This is a genomic window from Rathayibacter sp. AY1B6, assembly GCF_002932755.1.
Lineage (GTDB): Bacteria > Actinomycetota > Actinomycetes > Actinomycetales > Microbacteriaceae > Rathayibacter.
On sequence record NZ_PSWL01000008.1, the window covers coordinates 105,702 to 120,039 of the forward strand.

The following is a 14,338-nucleotide window of genomic DNA, read 5'->3' on the forward strand; positions in this document are numbered from 1 at the left end:
CATGACTGAGAGCAGCACGGGCACGACCCGTCAGGACACGGCCGGGCCGGCGCGCGGCAGAGTGCTCCTGTCGGTGCGCGATCTGGCGATCTCGTTCGACAACGAGGGCGGCAGCGTCGAGGCGATCCGCGGACTGGGCTTCGACCTGCACGAGGGCGAGGTGGTCGCGATCGTCGGCGAGTCCGGCAGCGGCAAGTCGGTCACGGCTCGCGCGATCCTCGGCCTGATGGCCCGCAACCAGCGGATCACCGCGGGCAGCATCGAGTTCTCGCACCGGAGCGACGACGGCACGGTGACCACGAAGGACATCGCGGCGATGCCCGAGTCGGCGATCCGCCGCGAGATCTGCGGGCGCCGCATCGCGATGGTGTTCCAGGACGCCCTGACCTGCCTCGACCCGACGATGTCGGTCGGCAAGCAGGTGATGGAGGGGATCCAGGAGCACTTCGGGCTCGGCCGCCGCGAGGCGCGCGCCCGAGCCGTGGAGCTCCTCGGCGAGGTCGGCATCGACGATCCGGAGCGGCGGTTCAAGCAGTACCCCCACCAGCTCTCCGGAGGAATGTGCCAGCGGGTGAACATCGCCATCGCGCTGTCGTGCAACCCGGACGTGCTGATCTGCGACGAGCCGACCACCGCGCTCGACGTGACGATCCAGCTGCGGATCCTCGAGCTGCTGAAGCGCCTGCAGGCGGACCGCGGCCTCTCGGTGATCTTCATCACCCACGACCTCGGCGTCGTCGCGACCGTCGCCGACCACGTCAGCGTGATGTACGCCGGGCGGATCATCGAGCAGGGCACCGCCGAGGAGGTCTTCTACGACCCGCGGCACCCCTACACCTGGGGCCTGCTCTCGGCGATGCCGGACCTGACCACCGACTCCCCCGAGCTGTTCGCCATCCCCGGCAGCCCGGCGAGCCTGGTGAACCGCGCGCCGGGCGACCCCTTCGCTCCGAGGAACCCGTTCGCGCTCGAGATCGACTTCGTCGAGGAGCCGCCGCTGTTCGACGTCGGCGGCGGGCACCGGGTCGCCTCGTGGCTCTGCCACCCCTCCGCTCCCCCGGTCGAGATGCCGGCGCCGCTGCGCGCCAAGATCGACGCCATGCTCGCCCCCAGTGAAGGACCGACCCCGTGACCGCACTCGCTCCGACGCCCGACCCCGCGCCCGCCCTGCTCTCGGTGCGCGGCCTCACCCAGGTGTTCCGGCTGGGGCGGCGCCACCACGTGACCGCGATCGGCGGCGTCGACTTCGAGATCCGGCGCGGCGAGACCTTCGGGCTGGTCGGGGAGTCGGGCAGCGGCAAGTCCACGATCGGCCGATCGATCATCCGGCTGATCGACCCGACCGACGGCCAGGTGGTGCTCGCGGGCCGCACGATCAGCGGCCGGCTCGACGCCGCCCAGCGCGACCACCTGCGCTCCAGCATCCAGATGATCTTCCAGAACCCGATGTCGAGCCTCAACCCGCGCAAGACCGTCTTCGACATCGTCGCGCAGGGACTCACGACCCAGCGCCGGTACTCCTCCGCCGCCGAGCGCGACGAGAAGGTCTACGCGATCCTCGAGAAGGTCGGCCTCGACCGCTCCCACGCCGACCGCTACCCGCACCAGTTCTCGGGCGGACAGCGGCAGCGCATCGGCATCGCGCGCGCACTCGTGATGCAGCCCGACCTCGTGATCGCGGACGAGTGCGTCTCGGCGCTCGACGTCTCGATCCAGGCGCAGGTCGTGAACCTGATGCGCGCACTCCAGGAGGAGCTCGGCACCGCGTACCTCTTCATCGCCCACGACCTCGCGATGGTGAAGTACATCTCGGACCGCATCGGCGTCATGCACAAGGGCCACCTGGTCGAGACGGGCACGACCGCCGAGATCTTCTCCGGACCCGTGCACCCGTACACCCGCTCGCTGCTGCGCGCCGTGCTCTCGGCGGACCCGCGCGCGATGCGCCGCCGCGCCCCCTCCGAGCCGTACGACCCGGTCGCGCTCGGGATCGACTACTCGGCCGGGAGCGTCCACGAGCTCTCGCCGACCCACCGCGTCCTGGCGACCCCGGAGGAGCTGGCCGCCTGGCGCGCGTGACCGGCGCGGTTTGATGGCTTTACTGCGCTTTATTCGATCTGAATAAAGTGCCCTAAAACTCCTAAACTGGTATGTCTGTCGGAGCGGACGGCGTGTTGTCCATCGGATGGGACGTACCGCCGGCAGAAGGACTGGCCGATCATCGGGATCTCAGGCTGGACCTGACGGACGTCCTCGTCGCCGTGGGTGAAGCGGCGGCCGAGCAGGGCGAGGGGATCGTCCTGCTCATCGACGAGGTGGCGCCGGACGTCAGGACTCGTCGGCCTCGAAGCGCAGGGGGAGGTCGGCCACCGGCAGCCCGGAGGCGCGCACGGCGGCCTCGATCGCGGTATGCCCGCCGTCGGGCGCGACGATCCGCAGGCCGTCCTCGGTCGCCCAGTAAGCGGTGACGCCGTGCTCCTCGACGAGGGTCGTGAGCAGCGCAGCGGTCCGCTCCTGCTCGCCGGGACCGACGGTGATCGCGGTCCACGGGCCGGAGATCTCGACGGGGGCGCCCCGGTCCGCGCCCGCAGCGTCCCGCAGGTCCTCCGCCGCCCGGACGATCGGGAGCAGCGCGGGCAGCCCGCCGGAGACGTCCTCGAAGGCGTCGAGGGCGAAGGCCCCCTCGCGGACCGACGCGTGCAGCTCCAGGCCGCGGCCGAGTCCGTCGATCCGCTCGAGCAGGGCCGACGCGTCGACAGCGGGAGCGGGGCACGCGGCGGTCGGCTCCTCCGCGCCCGCGAAGGAGAGGGCGTTCCCGCCTGCCGACGTCGCCCGGAACGACCACAGCACCGGATCCGCGTACTCGGTCGCGCAGGCGGTCGCGAGGGCGTCGGCGAGAGCCGGCTCCTCGACCGCGACCCCGACCCACGAGGTCGGCGGGCCGAACGCGGGCGCCTCGACCCAGCGCTCGGCGCCGTCGAGGGAGACTCCGGGCACCGCGGCGACCTCGCTCGTCAGACGGTCGAAGCCGGCGTCGGGCCGCGCGAAGTGCGTCTCGTCGATCGTCCAGACGAGGAGCGTCAGCCCGCCGGCGGCGAGGGCCGCGGCGAGGACGCCGGCGATGGGGAGGAGGAGACGACGGGACATACCGCCATCCTCGCTCCCCTCCCCCGCGGCGTCACGTGGACATCGGGCGAACGGACGGTGCGCCGGCGACGGCGGCTCCGGCCCGCGCCGCTGCTTCCTGGAGGGACCGTCCCGTCCACCCGCCCGGTCCGCGTCCGACTGCTCCCGCTCCGGCACAAGGCCCAGCGCGCGGGCCGCCGTGTCCGCTTGACTGGGGGCGACGCGCCGACCCTCGGCGCACCCGGGAGGCGACATGGCGAACCACCGTTTCGAGCTGCGGTCCGGCCGCGGGATGGGCGTCTCGGCGGCGGGCGATCCCGTCGCCGACCGGCTGGTGGTGTTCTGCCACCCCACCCCCGGAGCGGGCGGATTCGACCCCGACCCGACCGTCACCGGCCCATGGGGCCTGCACCTGCTGATCCTCGACCGCCCCGGCTACGGCGCCTCGGACCCGGTCGACGCCGCTCACGGCCGCGTCGAGGACCGCGCGGACGACCTCGCCGAGTACCTGCGCCGCTCGGAGCGCACGGCCCGCATGGTCGAGGGCGCCCGCTTCGGCAGCGTCGGCGTGGTCGGCTGGGGCTCCGGCGGCGCGTTCGCGCTCTCGCTCGCGGCCCGGCACCCCGACCTCGTCGACCGCCTCGCGCTGGTCGGCACCCCCGCGCCCCCGCAGGCCGGCGTGATCGTGCACCCCACCGGCGCGTGGGAGCGGCGCGAGACTCTGCGCGGGGAGGACGCCGACACGATCGCCGCCGCCCTCCCGCAGACGCAGCCGGGCCTGGACGCGCTCGGGATCGACTCCGACGACCCGGTGCTCGCCACCCACGGCGGACTGCGCAACCGGCTGGAGCGGATGCTCGCCGAGGGCTGGCGGCAGGGACCGAGCGGCGCCGCGACCGACCTCGCGGCCCTCCGCGACGGCTCCTGGGCCGACGACCTCGACCGGGTGACGGCCGAGACGCTCCTGGTCCACGGCGATGCGGATCCGGTGGCGAGCGCCGAGGACGGCCGCTGGTACCGCGGCCGCCTCGCCCAGGCCCGCACCGTGACGGTCGACGGAGCCGGCCGGCTGGCGCTGGTGCGCGAGTGGCGCCGGATCCTCGACCACGTCGCTCCGCTCGAGCGCGGGGCGGAGGGCCGATGAGCCGCCTGGGCGCGGGCCCCCTCGTGCTCGTGTCGGCGATGGCGGTCTCGGGAGTCGTCCACCTGGTGCATCCGCGGACCTTCGACGCGGTGGTCCCGCGCGGGATGCCGGGCTCGGCGCGCGCCTGGGTCCTCGTCTCGGGAGCGGCGGAGCTGGCCTGTGCGGCCGCGACGCTGCATCCGCGGACCCGCGCGGCCGGCGGTCTCGCCTCCGCCGCCCTGATGGCCGCTGTGTTCCCCGGCAACGTGCAGATGGCGCGGGACGCCCGTCGGCCGCGGACCCGGGCGATCACGCTGCTGCGCCTCCCGCTCCAGATCCCGCTCGTGCTCTGGGGGCTCCAGGCGGCACGCAGCCGCTGACGCAAGCCCGCGCGGGCGCGGATCGCCCGCTGCTACCGTCCAGGCATGACCGACCAGAGCGCGGACGACCGCCACGACCAGTTGACCAGCGCCCCGAAGGCGACGGAGGCCGACGCGGCCCCGCGCATCGAGGTCTCGACCACCGAGGCCGGCGACACCCGCATCGACATCCGCGAGGACGCCGCCGTGCGTCCGGGCCGGGTCGACGAGAACGGCGACGAGCTCGACGAGAACCGCGACGATGCCTGAGCGCCGCCGTGCCGCCGTCGTCTACAACCCGGTCAAGGTCGACCTGGAGTCCGTGAAGGCGGCCGTGAAGCGCGCCGAGGAGGCCGCCGGCTGGGAGGAGACGCTCTGGTACGAGACCTCCGTCGAGGACCCCGGAGCCGGCCAGACGAAGGAGGCCCTCGCCGCGGGCGCCGACGTCGTGATCGCGGCCGGCGGCGACGGGACGGTCCGCGTCGTGGCGGAGGCCCTTCGCGGCTCCGACGCGTCGCTCGCGCTGCTGCCCTCCGGCACGGGCAACCTGCTCGCCCGCAACCTGAACCTCACGCTCGACGACATCGACAACGCCCTCACCGTCGCGTTCTCCGGTCGGGACCGCGCGATCGACGTCGGGATGATCGACATCGAGACGTCGACGGGCCGCGACCGCCACGCCTACGTCGTGATGGCGGGCCTCGGGATCGACGCGAAGATGCTCGCCAACACCGACGACGACCTCAAGAAGCGCGCCGGCTGGCTCGCGTACGTGGACGCGCTCCGGAAGGCGCTCCTCGACAAGAACCAGCTCGAGTTCCGCTACCGCCTCGACGACTCGAAGACCCGCAAGGTGCGCGCGCACACGATCATCGTGGGCAACTGCGGCGCCCTACCCGCGAACATCCTCCTTCTGCCGGACGCGGCCGTCGACGACGGCGAGTTCGACATCGTGCTGCTGCGCCCCGAGGGCTTCTTCGGCTGGGTGCAGATCATCTTCAAGGTGGTGTGGGAGAACGGCGTGCTCCGCCGCAGCGGCGTCGTCGGCAAGAAGCTGATGGGCCTGACGAAGGAGGTGTCGGCCCTGCGGTACGTGAAGGGCCGCGACCTCACGGTCCGCCTCGAGCACGCGCAGGAGATCGAGCTCGACGGCGATCCGTTCGGCTCGACCTCGGCGTTCCGCACCTGGATCGAGCCCGGCGGGCTGACGGTGCGCGTCCCGGCCTAGCGCCGACGGAGGACCGGGCCGCTCCGCCCGGTCCGCCTCCCGCCGGGAGAGAGGATCGTCATCCCTCCCGGCGGAGGCGTCTGCTCCGAGCAGGGCGGTGCAGTGCGGCTTCGGGTACCGCACCCCATGCACCTGCATGAACACGGCGACTGTAGTGCGGAATCCGTCGCCGCCGCAACGATCCGGGCGGCTCCGACCGCTCGAACGGGTAATTCCACCGTGCGATGGTCCGTCAACACGACGGATTCCGCAGCTCCTCGGCGACGAGGCGCACGGGATCGGCCGTCCCTCGGCCGACGGTGCTTCTCCCCGGCACGGCGCCGACACGCGCACGAAACGCCCGCCCGCTACCGTGCGGACATGACATTCCGTGCGTCAGCCGCGCTCTGCGCGCTCGTGGCCTCCTCCCTCCTCCTCGCACCCGCCGCCATCGCCTCCCCCGCCGCCCGCGCGGGCGCCGTCGACGGGGGCACCAGCGCCGGCGATCCGTACTTCCCCGGCCTCGGCAGCAGCGGCTTCGACGCCCTCACCTACAGCCTCGTCCTGACGTACGACCCGGCGACCCGGGCCCTCGGCGGCCGGGCCGTGGTGACGCTCGCGCCCCAGAAGGACCTGCGCTCCCTCTCCTTCGACCTGACCGGCCTCACCGTCTCGAAGGTCACCGTCAACGCCGGGGGCGCCCGGTTCTCGCAGTCGGGGGACGAGCTGACCGTCACGCCCGCCCGGACCCTCCGGAAGGGCCTTCCCGCGCTGGTGAGCATCGACTACGCCGGGACCACCGGGAATCCCGTCGACGGCACCGGGGCCCCCTTCGGCTGGTGGTCGACGGACGACGGCGCCCTGGTCGCCAGCGAGCCGGACGGCGCCTCGACCTGGTACCCCGTCAACGACTCTCCCGCCGACAAGGCGCGCTACACCTTCAGCATCACGGTCCCGGAGGGCCGGACGGTGGTCGCGAACGGCCTGCCGATCGGCTCCCCCACCACGTCGAAGGGCTGGACGACCTCGCGCTGGGTCGAGACCAGCCCGATGGCGAGCTATCTCGCCATGGTGAACATCGGCGACTACGACCTGGTCCGCTCCACCCAGGGCGGCGTGACGACGATCGACGCGATCGACCGGGACATCACCGGCGACACCCGCGCCCGCACCGAGGCGGCGCTCGCGAAGCAGGGCGCGATCATCGACTACTTCTCCTCGGTCTTCGGCCCGTACCCGTTCCGCTCGGCCGGAGCCGTGGTCGACGACGAGCGGATCGGCTACGCCCTCGAGACCCAGGGACGCTCGTTCTACTCCGGCGGCGCGGACGAGTCGACCGTCGCGCACGAGACCGCGCACCAGTGGTACGGCGACAGCGTCACTCCGGAGACCTGGTCCGACATCTGGCTGAACGAGGGCTTCGCGACCTACGCCGAGTGGCTCTGGGAGGAGCACAGCGGCGGTGCGAGCGTCACCGAGTCCGCCGCCCGGGTCGCCGCCGCTCCCGCCGACGACCCGTTCTGGTCGACCGCCGTCGCCGACCCCGGAGCCGCGGGACTCTTCGACGCGCCCGTCTACGATCGCGGCGGCCTGACGCTCGTCGCCCTCCGCGACCGGATCGGCGCGGACGCGTTCGGCGTGCTGCTGAAGCGCTGGGCCTCCGAGAACCGCTACTCGAACGCGACGACCGCCGACTTCCAGGCCCTGGCCGAGAACGTCTCCGGCTCCGATCTGACGGAGTTCTTCGACACCTGGCTGCGCACGCCGGAGAAGCCCGCCGGTCTCTGACCCCGGATCGCCGCCGCGCGGCCGGGGTGTCAAGGAGGGACGGCAGGTCGGGCCGAGCCGATACCGTCCCTCCATGGGCTTCTTCGACCGCAACGACTCCTCGACCCGCGCCGCCGCGCCGCAGCCGAGCGCACCCGATCCGCAGCGGCGGGTCTGGAGCGACGGCCTCGGCCGGTTCGCGACCCGCTGCCTCCAGGTGGTCATCGTCCTCCTGCTGGCCTCGGTGCTCGTCTTCGCGATGACCCAGCTCACGCTGGTGCTCATCCCCGTGATGATCGCTCTCATCCTCGCCGCGGCGATCCACCCGGTCCTGTCGTGGATGCGGCGCAAGGGCGTGCCGTCGATCCTCGCGACCTGGCTGGCGCTGATCGGGCTGCTCGCGATCCTCGGCGCGGTCGGCTGGCTGATCACGGTCGCGGTCCGCAACCAGTGGGACGAGCTGGTCAGCAGCGCCTCCGACGGCATCACCTCGCTGCAGGACTACGTGCAGCACCTGCCGTTCCAGATCACCGACGAGCAGATCGAGTCCGCCCGCCAGTCGGTCGTCGACTTCCTCACCTCCAGCTCGTTCGGCAACGGAGCGCTCGCGGGCGTCTCCGCGGCGGCGAACTTCATCACCGGCCTCGTCCTGATGATCGTGGTGCTCTTCTTCTTCATGAAGGACGGCCCGAAGATCTGGGAGTTCCTCCTGCGCCCCTTCACCGGCTCGGGCTACGAGCGCGCCAAGCGCGTCGGGCACAAGACGGTGGACGTGCTGGGCGGCTACGTCCGCGGAACGGCGACCGTCGCGGCGGTCGACGCGATCGGCATCGGCGTCGCGCTGGCGATCATCCAGGTGCCCCTGGCGATCCCGCTGGCCGTCATCGTCTTCCTCACCGCCTTCATCCCGATCGTCGGAGCGACGGCCGCCGGCATCCTCGCCGCTCTCGTCGCGCTGGTCGCCAACGGCCCGGTCGCCGCGCTGATCGTGATCCTGGTCGTCATCGGGGTCAACCAGCTCGAGGGCAACTTCCTCCAGCCGGTCGTGATGGCGCGCTCGCTGAAGCTGCACCCGCTGATCGTGCTGATCGCGCTGACCGTGGGCACCGTCCTCGCCGGCATCGTCGGCGCCGTGCTGGCCGTGCCGATCGCTGCGGTCGTCTGGGGCATCGTCTCGATCTGGAACGGCCCCTCCGACCCCGCCGAGCCCGCGCGGCAGAAGCGCCCCGAGACGGTCTAGGCCCCCGGGATCGTCGAGTGCGCGCCTAGCGCTCGACGATCCCGTCGCGCAGCGCCTGGCGGCGGAGCGAGATCTTCGTGCCGACGGCGAGCCCCTCCGCCCGGTACTTGCCCCGGGCGCTGCGCAGCGAGCTCCGCGCGGCGTCCTGGGTGATGCCGAGGAGCGTGGCGACCTGCTTCAGCGGCATCCCGTCGACGAAGAGGCGGACGATCTCCCGCTCCCGGTGCGTCAGGGTGCCCGGGCGGTCGGCCCCCAGCAGCTCCCGGGTCTGCGCCGTCAGGAAGCGCTCGTCGCTCGCCGCCGCGCGGATCGCCGCGAGGATCGTCTCCGTCCGCTCGCTCTTGACCACGTAGCCGTGCGCTCCGGCCTCGAGCGCCCGGCTGATCGTGCCCGGCTCGGAGTGGGTGCTGATGATGATCGTGGCGGCGCCGGCGGCCGCGATGATCCGGATCTTCATCGCCAGGTCGAGCTCGTCGCCGAGGTCGATGTCCAGCAGCACCACGTCGGTCGGGAAGGCCGGGTGCGCGAGCAGGTCCGTCCAGGTGCCGGCCGTCGCCGCCACGCGGATGTCCGGGCCCGAGCGGCGGATCCACTCGGCCAGCGCCGCCAGCAGGATCGGGTGGTCGTCGAGGATGGCCAGGGTGATCGCGGGCTGGTCGTTCATGTCGTCGTCCTCCTCCGGGGCCGGTGAGCGACGAGGATTCTCGTCGCGCCGTGGTCGGTCGTCGTGCGGTGCTCGCCGAGCTCGCTGAGGATGCCCCAGACCGAGCGGTCCAGGTCGCGGGCGCGGATGCCCGCGGCGACGAGGGTGAGCTCCACTTCGCCGCCGGCGCCCGCCTCCAGGCGGACGGCCAGCGAGGGCCGGGCCGCCGGGACGGTGAGCAGCCAGAGCACCGAGAGCAGGCGCGAGCGGTCGAGCGGAGGCAGCAGCGCGGCGGCTCCGGCGGGATCGTCCACCGCGACCGCGGAGGACAGCAGCGCCGACTCCTCCACGGCGATGCGCAGCCAGGTGCGGTCGTGGCTGCGGGCGAGCGCCTCCCGGAGCTCGTCTCCCAGCACGCGCGCCCGCTCGCCCAGCTCCTCGTCCAGCGGCACCGGCGTCCGGACCCGCTCGAGGAGCTCCTCGATGCGGGCGTCCACCTGCGAGAACTCGTCGTCCGCGGCGTGGACGGTGCTGTCGGCCAGGCTCCGGTCGAGCGTGCGCCGCACGTACTGGTCGAGCGCGGTCAGCACGACGACGCACACGGCCGCCGGTGCGGTGGCGAGGAGGACGTTGCCCACCGCGAGGGCGGCGCCTCCGTCGCCGAGCAGCGCCTGGCCGACGAGTCCGAGCGCCGCGAGCGCGACCAGGACCACGAGGGCGAGGAACGAGCGCGAGAGCGGCTGGAAGGTGATCAGCGCGATCACGCCCGCGCCCACTCCCACGCAGACCGACGGGTAGTACATCGGAGCCGGAGTCGGCAGCGCGTGGTCGGCGAACTCGAGCAGCAGCGCGACCACGTCGACGCCGAGGACGCCCGCGAAGGCCCAGCGCGGCAGCTCGCCGTGGCGGCGCAGGGCGATCGCTGCACCCGCCGCGCTGGCGGCGATCACGAGCAGCCAGGAGAGACCGCTCACCCAGGTCGTGGACCGGGCGTCGAGGGACCAGAGGTACGAGATCAGTCCGCGGATGTCGAGCATCACCGCCATGGTGAGGAAGCCCAGCCCGAGGTAGCTCCCGCTCAGGCGGTTCGGCCGCGTCAGGCGCTCGCGGATGCTCCACAGCGCTCCGGGGCTCCGGTCCGCCGCGCGAACCAGCTCGAGGAGCGTCCCGTCCTCCGGCCCCTCCTCCTGCCGCCTCCCGCTCACAGCGGCACGCTCGGCAAAGGCACGCTCAGCAGCACGGTCGCGCCGGATCCCGGCGCCGAGAAGACCCGGACCGTGCCGCCCACCGCCTCCACGCGGCCGACGACGGACTCCGCGAGGCCCAGGCGCCCCGGCGGCACCGCGGCCGGATCGAAGCCGCGCCCCTCGTCCGTGACGACGACCCGGAGCGAGCCCGCCTCCTCCGCGACGCTCACATGCGCCACCGCGGCCCCGGAGTGACGGCGCACGTTCTCGAGGCACTCCCCGGTCGCGCGCGCCACGGCGTCGAGCACCTCCGCGCGGATCCGCGGCTGGGCACCGCCGTGCCAGCGCACCTCCACGCCCACCGTCGCCGAGCGCCGACCGACCGCGAGGAGCGGCTCCGGCACCCGTGCATCTCCTTCCGGGTCCGGCTCCTCCGCCGTCTCCACGCCGCGCAGGAGCGCCAGATCGGCGGCCGCCCGGTCGCGCAGCACCGGAGCCGGCACCCCCTCGCCCCGATGGGCCACGAGCGTCAGTGTCGCCAGGATGGTGTCGTGCATGAGCCGTGCGTCGGCCCGGCGCCGCGACTCGGTCTCGCTGGAGCGGCGCTCGGCGTCGTGGGCCCTCCGGAGACGGGCCGTGCCGACGTGGGCGCGCGCGACGCTGCCCGCGAGCCAGCGGGCGGCCGTCAGCAGCAGGGTCCAGCAGACGACGATCGAGAGGAGGACGAACGGCGCGCGCCCGGACGCCCCCGTCGCCGCCGCCCCGAGGCCCAGGACCGGGAGCAGCGCCAGAACCGCGGCCCAGGGCAGGCCCCGCCAGGCGCCGACGGCGAGCATCGCGCACGGCAGCGCCATCGAGGAGAGCATCGTGATTGCGCTCAGGACGGCTCGGAGGGAGCCGTCGACCTCCGGCGAGAGGAACGCGATGAGCGCCGCGACGTCCAGCGCGAGCCCGATGGCGACCGCCCTCGCCCCCGTCTCGACGGACCGGCTGGGCGCGAGCTGCACGAGCGCCGAGAGGACGAGCAGCGCGGCGCTCGGCACCACCGTCAGCAGCTGGGCCGGAGTCAGGGCGAGCAGGTGCAGGGCGGTGGCGGCGGTGAGCACCCCGCCCGCCCGCCGAGCGCAGAGCACGCCGACCTCCCGCTGCTCGCGCAGCAGCACCGCGGCGTCGGCGGGCCGGGGAGGCAGGGGCACGGTGACCTCGGAAGGAGGGGCGGGGGCGGTGACGGGGAGGTGCAGTGCGGTCGGCGGTGGGGATCGGCGCGTTCCGAGTCGTATCGTGGCACACCGCGACCCGCTCCAGCGGGCCTTCCGGCCGTCCTGCGCAGGAGGATCGGCGCTCAGTGTGACGCGGGCGGTCGCGCTCGGGTGCCGTGATCCCGTAGAGTCGAGTCATCTCCTGGGCGATCGCCCGAATTCCACGGCTGAGAAGTCGCACGACGACGAAGAGACTCAGCCCCTGATAGAGACCGCACCGACCGAGAGCATCGTCCTCGGTCGTCCGGTTCGAACGCCCGCCTCGCACGCGGGTACCGCCCTTCACAGGACGCCGCGGAAGCCGCGCCGTTCCTCGTTCGACCCCCGCTCCACCGGCTCACCCGGTGCGCGGGACGTTCTCCCCCGCAGAGCCGCCCTTCCCCGGAGGCGCGAGCTCAGCCCCTAGACGACCCGGACGACTCCGGCAGACGCGTGTTTCACCCGCGGAGGCCGAGTCGAGCGGGTACCGCACACTCGTGCGGACTCTGACGACGCCGGCCCCGGTCGGCGTCATTAACACATAAGGAAAAGAAATGCCTACTGGCACCGTTAAGTGGTTCAACTCCGAAAAGGGCTTCGGCTTCATCGCTCCCGACGACGGAGGCGCCGACGTGTTCGCGCACTTCTCCGCCATCGCGAAGCAGGGCTACCGCGAGCTCGTCGAGAACCAGCACGTCGAGTACGACGTCGAGCAGGGCCGCAAGGGCCCGCAGGCCGCGAACATCCGCGGCGTCGGCGAGTAATCTCCGACTTCCGACGCCCCGTCGACCAGGATCCCCGGATCCGGTCGGCGGGGCGTCCGTCGTTTCCCGGGAGTTCCCGCCGTCGGCCGGCGGAGGCGAGAGCCGGGTCACCCCTCCGGGCCGCAGGATCGGTATCCTCTCCGTGGCGGCTCCCGAGCTCACGGAGCCCGCGACGCCGTCCGGGACTCCGGCGCGTCGGCACGACTTCACGGCGGAGACAATGGGACGACTGATCTACGGACCGCAATCACTCGAGATCGACTTCGAGGACCGGCTCCTCGCGCACCTCAAGGTCGCGATGTTCACCAAGATGCGGCGGAACGAGTCGTTCAGCCTCTCCTGGAGCGAGCCGGAGTCGTCCGGCTACGGCCGCAGCTCCGTCTGGGTGCATCCGACGACACCGCTGCACTTCCGGTTCCACGGCAGCAAGCGCCCGTCGCTGAACCGCCTGTGGATCGAGCAGTTCATCGCGAGCGCGAACAACACCGGCGAGATGACCGTGGTGCCGGAGCCCGCCGAGGGCTCCTGAGCCGCGATGCCCCTCAGACCACGAGCGGCCGGGCCGTGTGCACGAGCTCCTCGTGCGGCAGGGCTCGGAGGCGCTCGGCGATCTCGGCACGGGCGCCCGAATCGACCGACGCCCGAGCGTGCTCCTGCGGCCGCAGCGGCGTGAGGGTGACCAGGTCGGCGTGACCGGTCGCCAGGTCGAGCCGCTCCGGCAGGCCGGGGCTGCGCAGGCCCAGGAGGACGCCGACGGTGCCCTGCTCGTCGGTCCAGGCCGGCGGCGCCGAGACGTTCGCGAGCCGCGCCGTGTCGAGGGAGCTGCGGCAGCACACTCCCTGGAGGGCGGCCCGTCGGGCGGCCTCGTACAGCAGGCGGAAGTGCCAGTGGTTCCAGAGCTCAGCGGTGGGGACGCCGCGGACGGCGGACGTCTCGAGGCACAGCTCGAGGCCGAGACCGGTGCCGGGGTGCGCGAGCCGGTCGAAGGGATCGCTCAGCCCGTCGGTCGCGAGCACCACGGAGGCGCCGCGGTCGACGCGCAGGAACGCACGGTGATCGGTGGGCCAGCGCGCGCCGCCGCGGACACCGGGATCCTCGGTCGAGACGACGACGGTGCGATCGAGCGCACCCACTCCGCGCCAGGCGTCGGCCCGGTCCTCCGCCACCGCCTCGGCCAGTGCCCGTCTCTCGTCCTCGGTCCATCGGACCTCACGAGTGCGGTTCAGGAACAACGACATGGGACTCCCCGTCCGCGCGACCGGCGTGCCGCGCTCCCGGAACGCTACGGCGCCCACCCCTGCTCCTCCTCCGAGCAACCGGGACGCCAGCTGTGTGCTGTGTTCGTTTGCGCGGCGGTCCCCGCCCGCCGCGGCGCGGTCGGCTTCCGAAGACGGCCGGGCAGGTGGAGCGTGTCGCGTCCGGCTACGCCGAAACGCTGCAACGCGTTTCGACGGTTCGCCTCGCGGCGGCGGTCGTTTGCGCGGCGGTCCCCGCCCGCCGCGGCGCGGTCGGCTCTCGCAGACGGCCGGGCAGGCGGAGCGTGTCGCGTCCGGCTGTGCTCGTTCCCGCGGCGGTCCCCGCCCGCCGCGGCGCGGTCGGCTTCCGAAGACGGCCGGGCAGGTGGAGCGTGTCGCGTCCGGCTACGCCGAAACGCTGCAACGCGTTTCGACGGTTCGCCTCGCGG

The 14,338-nt window shown here is 73.1% G+C and carries 15 protein-coding genes; 10 read left to right on the top strand and 5 right to left on the bottom strand.

Features of this window, described 5'->3' with window-relative positions:
- Position 1 precedes the first annotated feature (1 nt).
- Together C5D08_RS06180 and C5D08_RS06185 are read left to right on the top strand one after the other, a co-directional pair.
- On the top strand, positions 2-1,132 hold the full coding sequence (locus tag C5D08_RS06180; protein ID WP_104276280.1) for an ABC transporter ATP-binding protein: 1,131 nt from the start codon (positions 2-4) through the stop codon (positions 1,130-1,132).
- Positions 1,129-2,079 (top strand): ABC transporter ATP-binding protein, encoded by a 951-nt coding sequence (locus C5D08_RS06185; RefSeq protein ID WP_219815156.1) that lies wholly within the window; start codon positions 1,129-1,131, stop codon positions 2,077-2,079. Before C5D08_RS06180 ends, C5D08_RS06185 begins: the two co-directional genes overlap by 4 nt.
- Positions 2,080-2,328: 249 nt before the next feature.
- Here C5D08_RS06185 and C5D08_RS06195 read toward each other — a convergent pair whose 3' ends face one another.
- The gene (locus C5D08_RS06195; RefSeq protein WP_104276281.1) at positions 2,329-3,147 is read right to left on the bottom strand and encodes a hypothetical protein; all 819 of its coding nucleotides are present in this window, start codon (positions 3,145-3,147) and stop codon (positions 2,329-2,331) included.
- Between the two features lie 232 nt (positions 3,148-3,379).
- Here C5D08_RS06195 and C5D08_RS06200 point away from each other — a divergent pair, with 232 nt between their 5' ends.
- The 6 genes from C5D08_RS06200 to C5D08_RS06225 all read left to right on the top strand — a co-directional run bounded on the left by C5D08_RS06200 (position 3,380) and on the right by C5D08_RS06225 (position 8,822).
- A complete protein-coding gene (locus tag C5D08_RS06200) occupies positions 3,380-4,270 on the top strand; it encodes an alpha/beta fold hydrolase (RefSeq protein ID WP_104276282.1) in 891 nt (296 codons plus the stop codon).
- Positions 4,267-4,629: a hypothetical protein gene (locus C5D08_RS06205; RefSeq protein WP_104276283.1), complete on the top strand. Its 363-nt coding sequence runs from the start codon at positions 4,267-4,269 to the stop codon at positions 4,627-4,629. The genes C5D08_RS06200 and C5D08_RS06205 overlap by 4 nt, the downstream gene beginning before the upstream one ends.
- 45 nt (positions 4,630-4,674) lie before the next feature.
- Positions 4,675-4,878 (top strand): multidrug transporter, encoded by a 204-nt coding sequence (locus tag C5D08_RS06210; RefSeq protein ID WP_104276284.1) that lies wholly within the window; start codon positions 4,675-4,677, stop codon positions 4,876-4,878.
- The gene (locus C5D08_RS06215) at positions 4,871-5,836 is read left to right on the top strand and encodes a diacylglycerol kinase family protein (RefSeq protein WP_104276285.1); all 966 of its coding nucleotides are present in this window, start codon (positions 4,871-4,873) and stop codon (positions 5,834-5,836) included. The genes C5D08_RS06210 and C5D08_RS06215 overlap by 8 nt, the downstream gene beginning before the upstream one ends.
- A gap of 360 nt (positions 5,837-6,196) precedes the next feature.
- Positions 6,197-7,603, top strand: a complete 1,407-nt coding sequence (locus tag C5D08_RS06220; RefSeq protein ID WP_181110005.1) for a M1 family metallopeptidase — start codon at positions 6,197-6,199, stop codon at positions 7,601-7,603.
- A 73-nt stretch (positions 7,604-7,676) separates the two neighbouring features.
- Positions 7,677-8,822 (top strand): AI-2E family transporter, encoded by a 1,146-nt coding sequence (locus C5D08_RS06225; RefSeq protein WP_104276287.1) that lies wholly within the window; start codon positions 7,677-7,679, stop codon positions 8,820-8,822.
- A 25-nt stretch (positions 8,823-8,847) separates the two neighbouring features.
- Here the strand turns inward: C5D08_RS06225 and C5D08_RS06230 are convergent, their stop codons facing one another.
- Genes C5D08_RS06230 through C5D08_RS06240 form a run of 3 tightly spaced genes read right to left on the bottom strand, consistent with a single transcriptional unit; the run spans position 8,848 to position 11,848 of the window.
- Positions 8,848-9,486: a response regulator transcription factor gene (locus C5D08_RS06230; RefSeq protein ID WP_104276288.1), complete on the bottom strand. Its 639-nt coding sequence runs from the start codon at positions 9,484-9,486 to the stop codon at positions 8,848-8,850.
- On the bottom strand, positions 9,483-10,670 hold the full coding sequence (locus C5D08_RS16935) for a hypothetical protein (protein WP_181110007.1): 1,188 nt from the start codon (positions 10,668-10,670) through the stop codon (positions 9,483-9,485). The genes C5D08_RS06230 and C5D08_RS16935 overlap by 4 nt, the downstream gene beginning before the upstream one ends.
- Positions 10,667-11,848, bottom strand: a complete 1,182-nt coding sequence (locus C5D08_RS06240) for a sensor histidine kinase (protein WP_104276289.1) — start codon at positions 11,846-11,848, stop codon at positions 10,667-10,669. Before C5D08_RS06240 ends, C5D08_RS16935 begins: the two co-directional genes overlap by 4 nt.
- Before the next feature lie 596 nt (positions 11,849-12,444).
- On the opposite strand from C5D08_RS06240, the gene C5D08_RS06245 reads away from it, so the two are divergent.
- Positions 12,445-12,654, top strand: a complete 210-nt coding sequence (locus tag C5D08_RS06245; RefSeq protein ID WP_055786246.1) for a cold-shock protein — start codon at positions 12,445-12,447, stop codon at positions 12,652-12,654.
- A gap of 220 nt (positions 12,655-12,874) precedes the next feature.
- Complete coding sequence (locus C5D08_RS06250; protein WP_104226101.1) at positions 12,875-13,183, top strand: hypothetical protein; 309 nt, start codon at positions 12,875-12,877, stop codon at positions 13,181-13,183.
- A gap of 13 nt (positions 13,184-13,196) precedes the next feature.
- Here the strand turns inward: C5D08_RS06250 and C5D08_RS06255 are convergent, their stop codons facing one another.
- Entirely contained in the window at positions 13,197-13,892 is a 696-nt protein-coding gene (locus tag C5D08_RS06255) for a hypothetical protein (RefSeq protein ID WP_146086161.1), read from the bottom strand.
- Positions 13,893-14,338: the final 446 nt, after the last annotated feature.

Coding starts and splice junctions, on each gene's coding strand:
- C5D08_RS06200 (WP_104276282.1), top strand. CDS start 3,380: ATGGCGAACCACCGTTTCGAGCTGCGGTCCGGCCGCGGGATGGGCGTC.
- C5D08_RS06255 (WP_146086161.1), bottom strand. CDS start 13,892: ATGTCGTTGTTCCTGAACCGCACTCGTGAGGTCCGATGGACCGAGGAC.
- C5D08_RS06215 (WP_104276285.1), top strand. CDS start 4,871: ATGCCTGAGCGCCGCCGTGCCGCCGTCGTCTACAACCCGGTCAAGGTC.
- C5D08_RS06210 (WP_104276284.1), top strand. CDS start 4,675: ATGACCGACCAGAGCGCGGACGACCGCCACGACCAGTTGACCAGCGCC.
- C5D08_RS06195 (WP_104276281.1), bottom strand. CDS start 3,147: ATGTCCCGTCGTCTCCTCCTCCCCATCGCCGGCGTCCTCGCCGCGGCC.
- C5D08_RS06180 (WP_104276280.1), top strand. CDS start 2: ATGACTGAGAGCAGCACGGGCACGACCCGTCAGGACACGGCCGGGCCG.
- C5D08_RS06225 (WP_104276287.1), top strand. CDS start 7,677: ATGGGCTTCTTCGACCGCAACGACTCCTCGACCCGCGCCGCCGCGCCG.
- C5D08_RS06205 (WP_104276283.1), top strand. CDS start 4,267: ATGAGCCGCCTGGGCGCGGGCCCCCTCGTGCTCGTGTCGGCGATGGCG.
- C5D08_RS06250 (WP_104226101.1), top strand. CDS start 12,875: ATGGGACGACTGATCTACGGACCGCAATCACTCGAGATCGACTTCGAG.
- C5D08_RS06230 (WP_104276288.1), bottom strand. CDS start 9,486: ATGAACGACCAGCCCGCGATCACCCTGGCCATCCTCGACGACCACCCG.
- C5D08_RS06245 (WP_055786246.1), top strand. CDS start 12,445: ATGCCTACTGGCACCGTTAAGTGGTTCAACTCCGAAAAGGGCTTCGGC.
- C5D08_RS06220 (WP_181110005.1), top strand. CDS start 6,197: ATGACATTCCGTGCGTCAGCCGCGCTCTGCGCGCTCGTGGCCTCCTCC.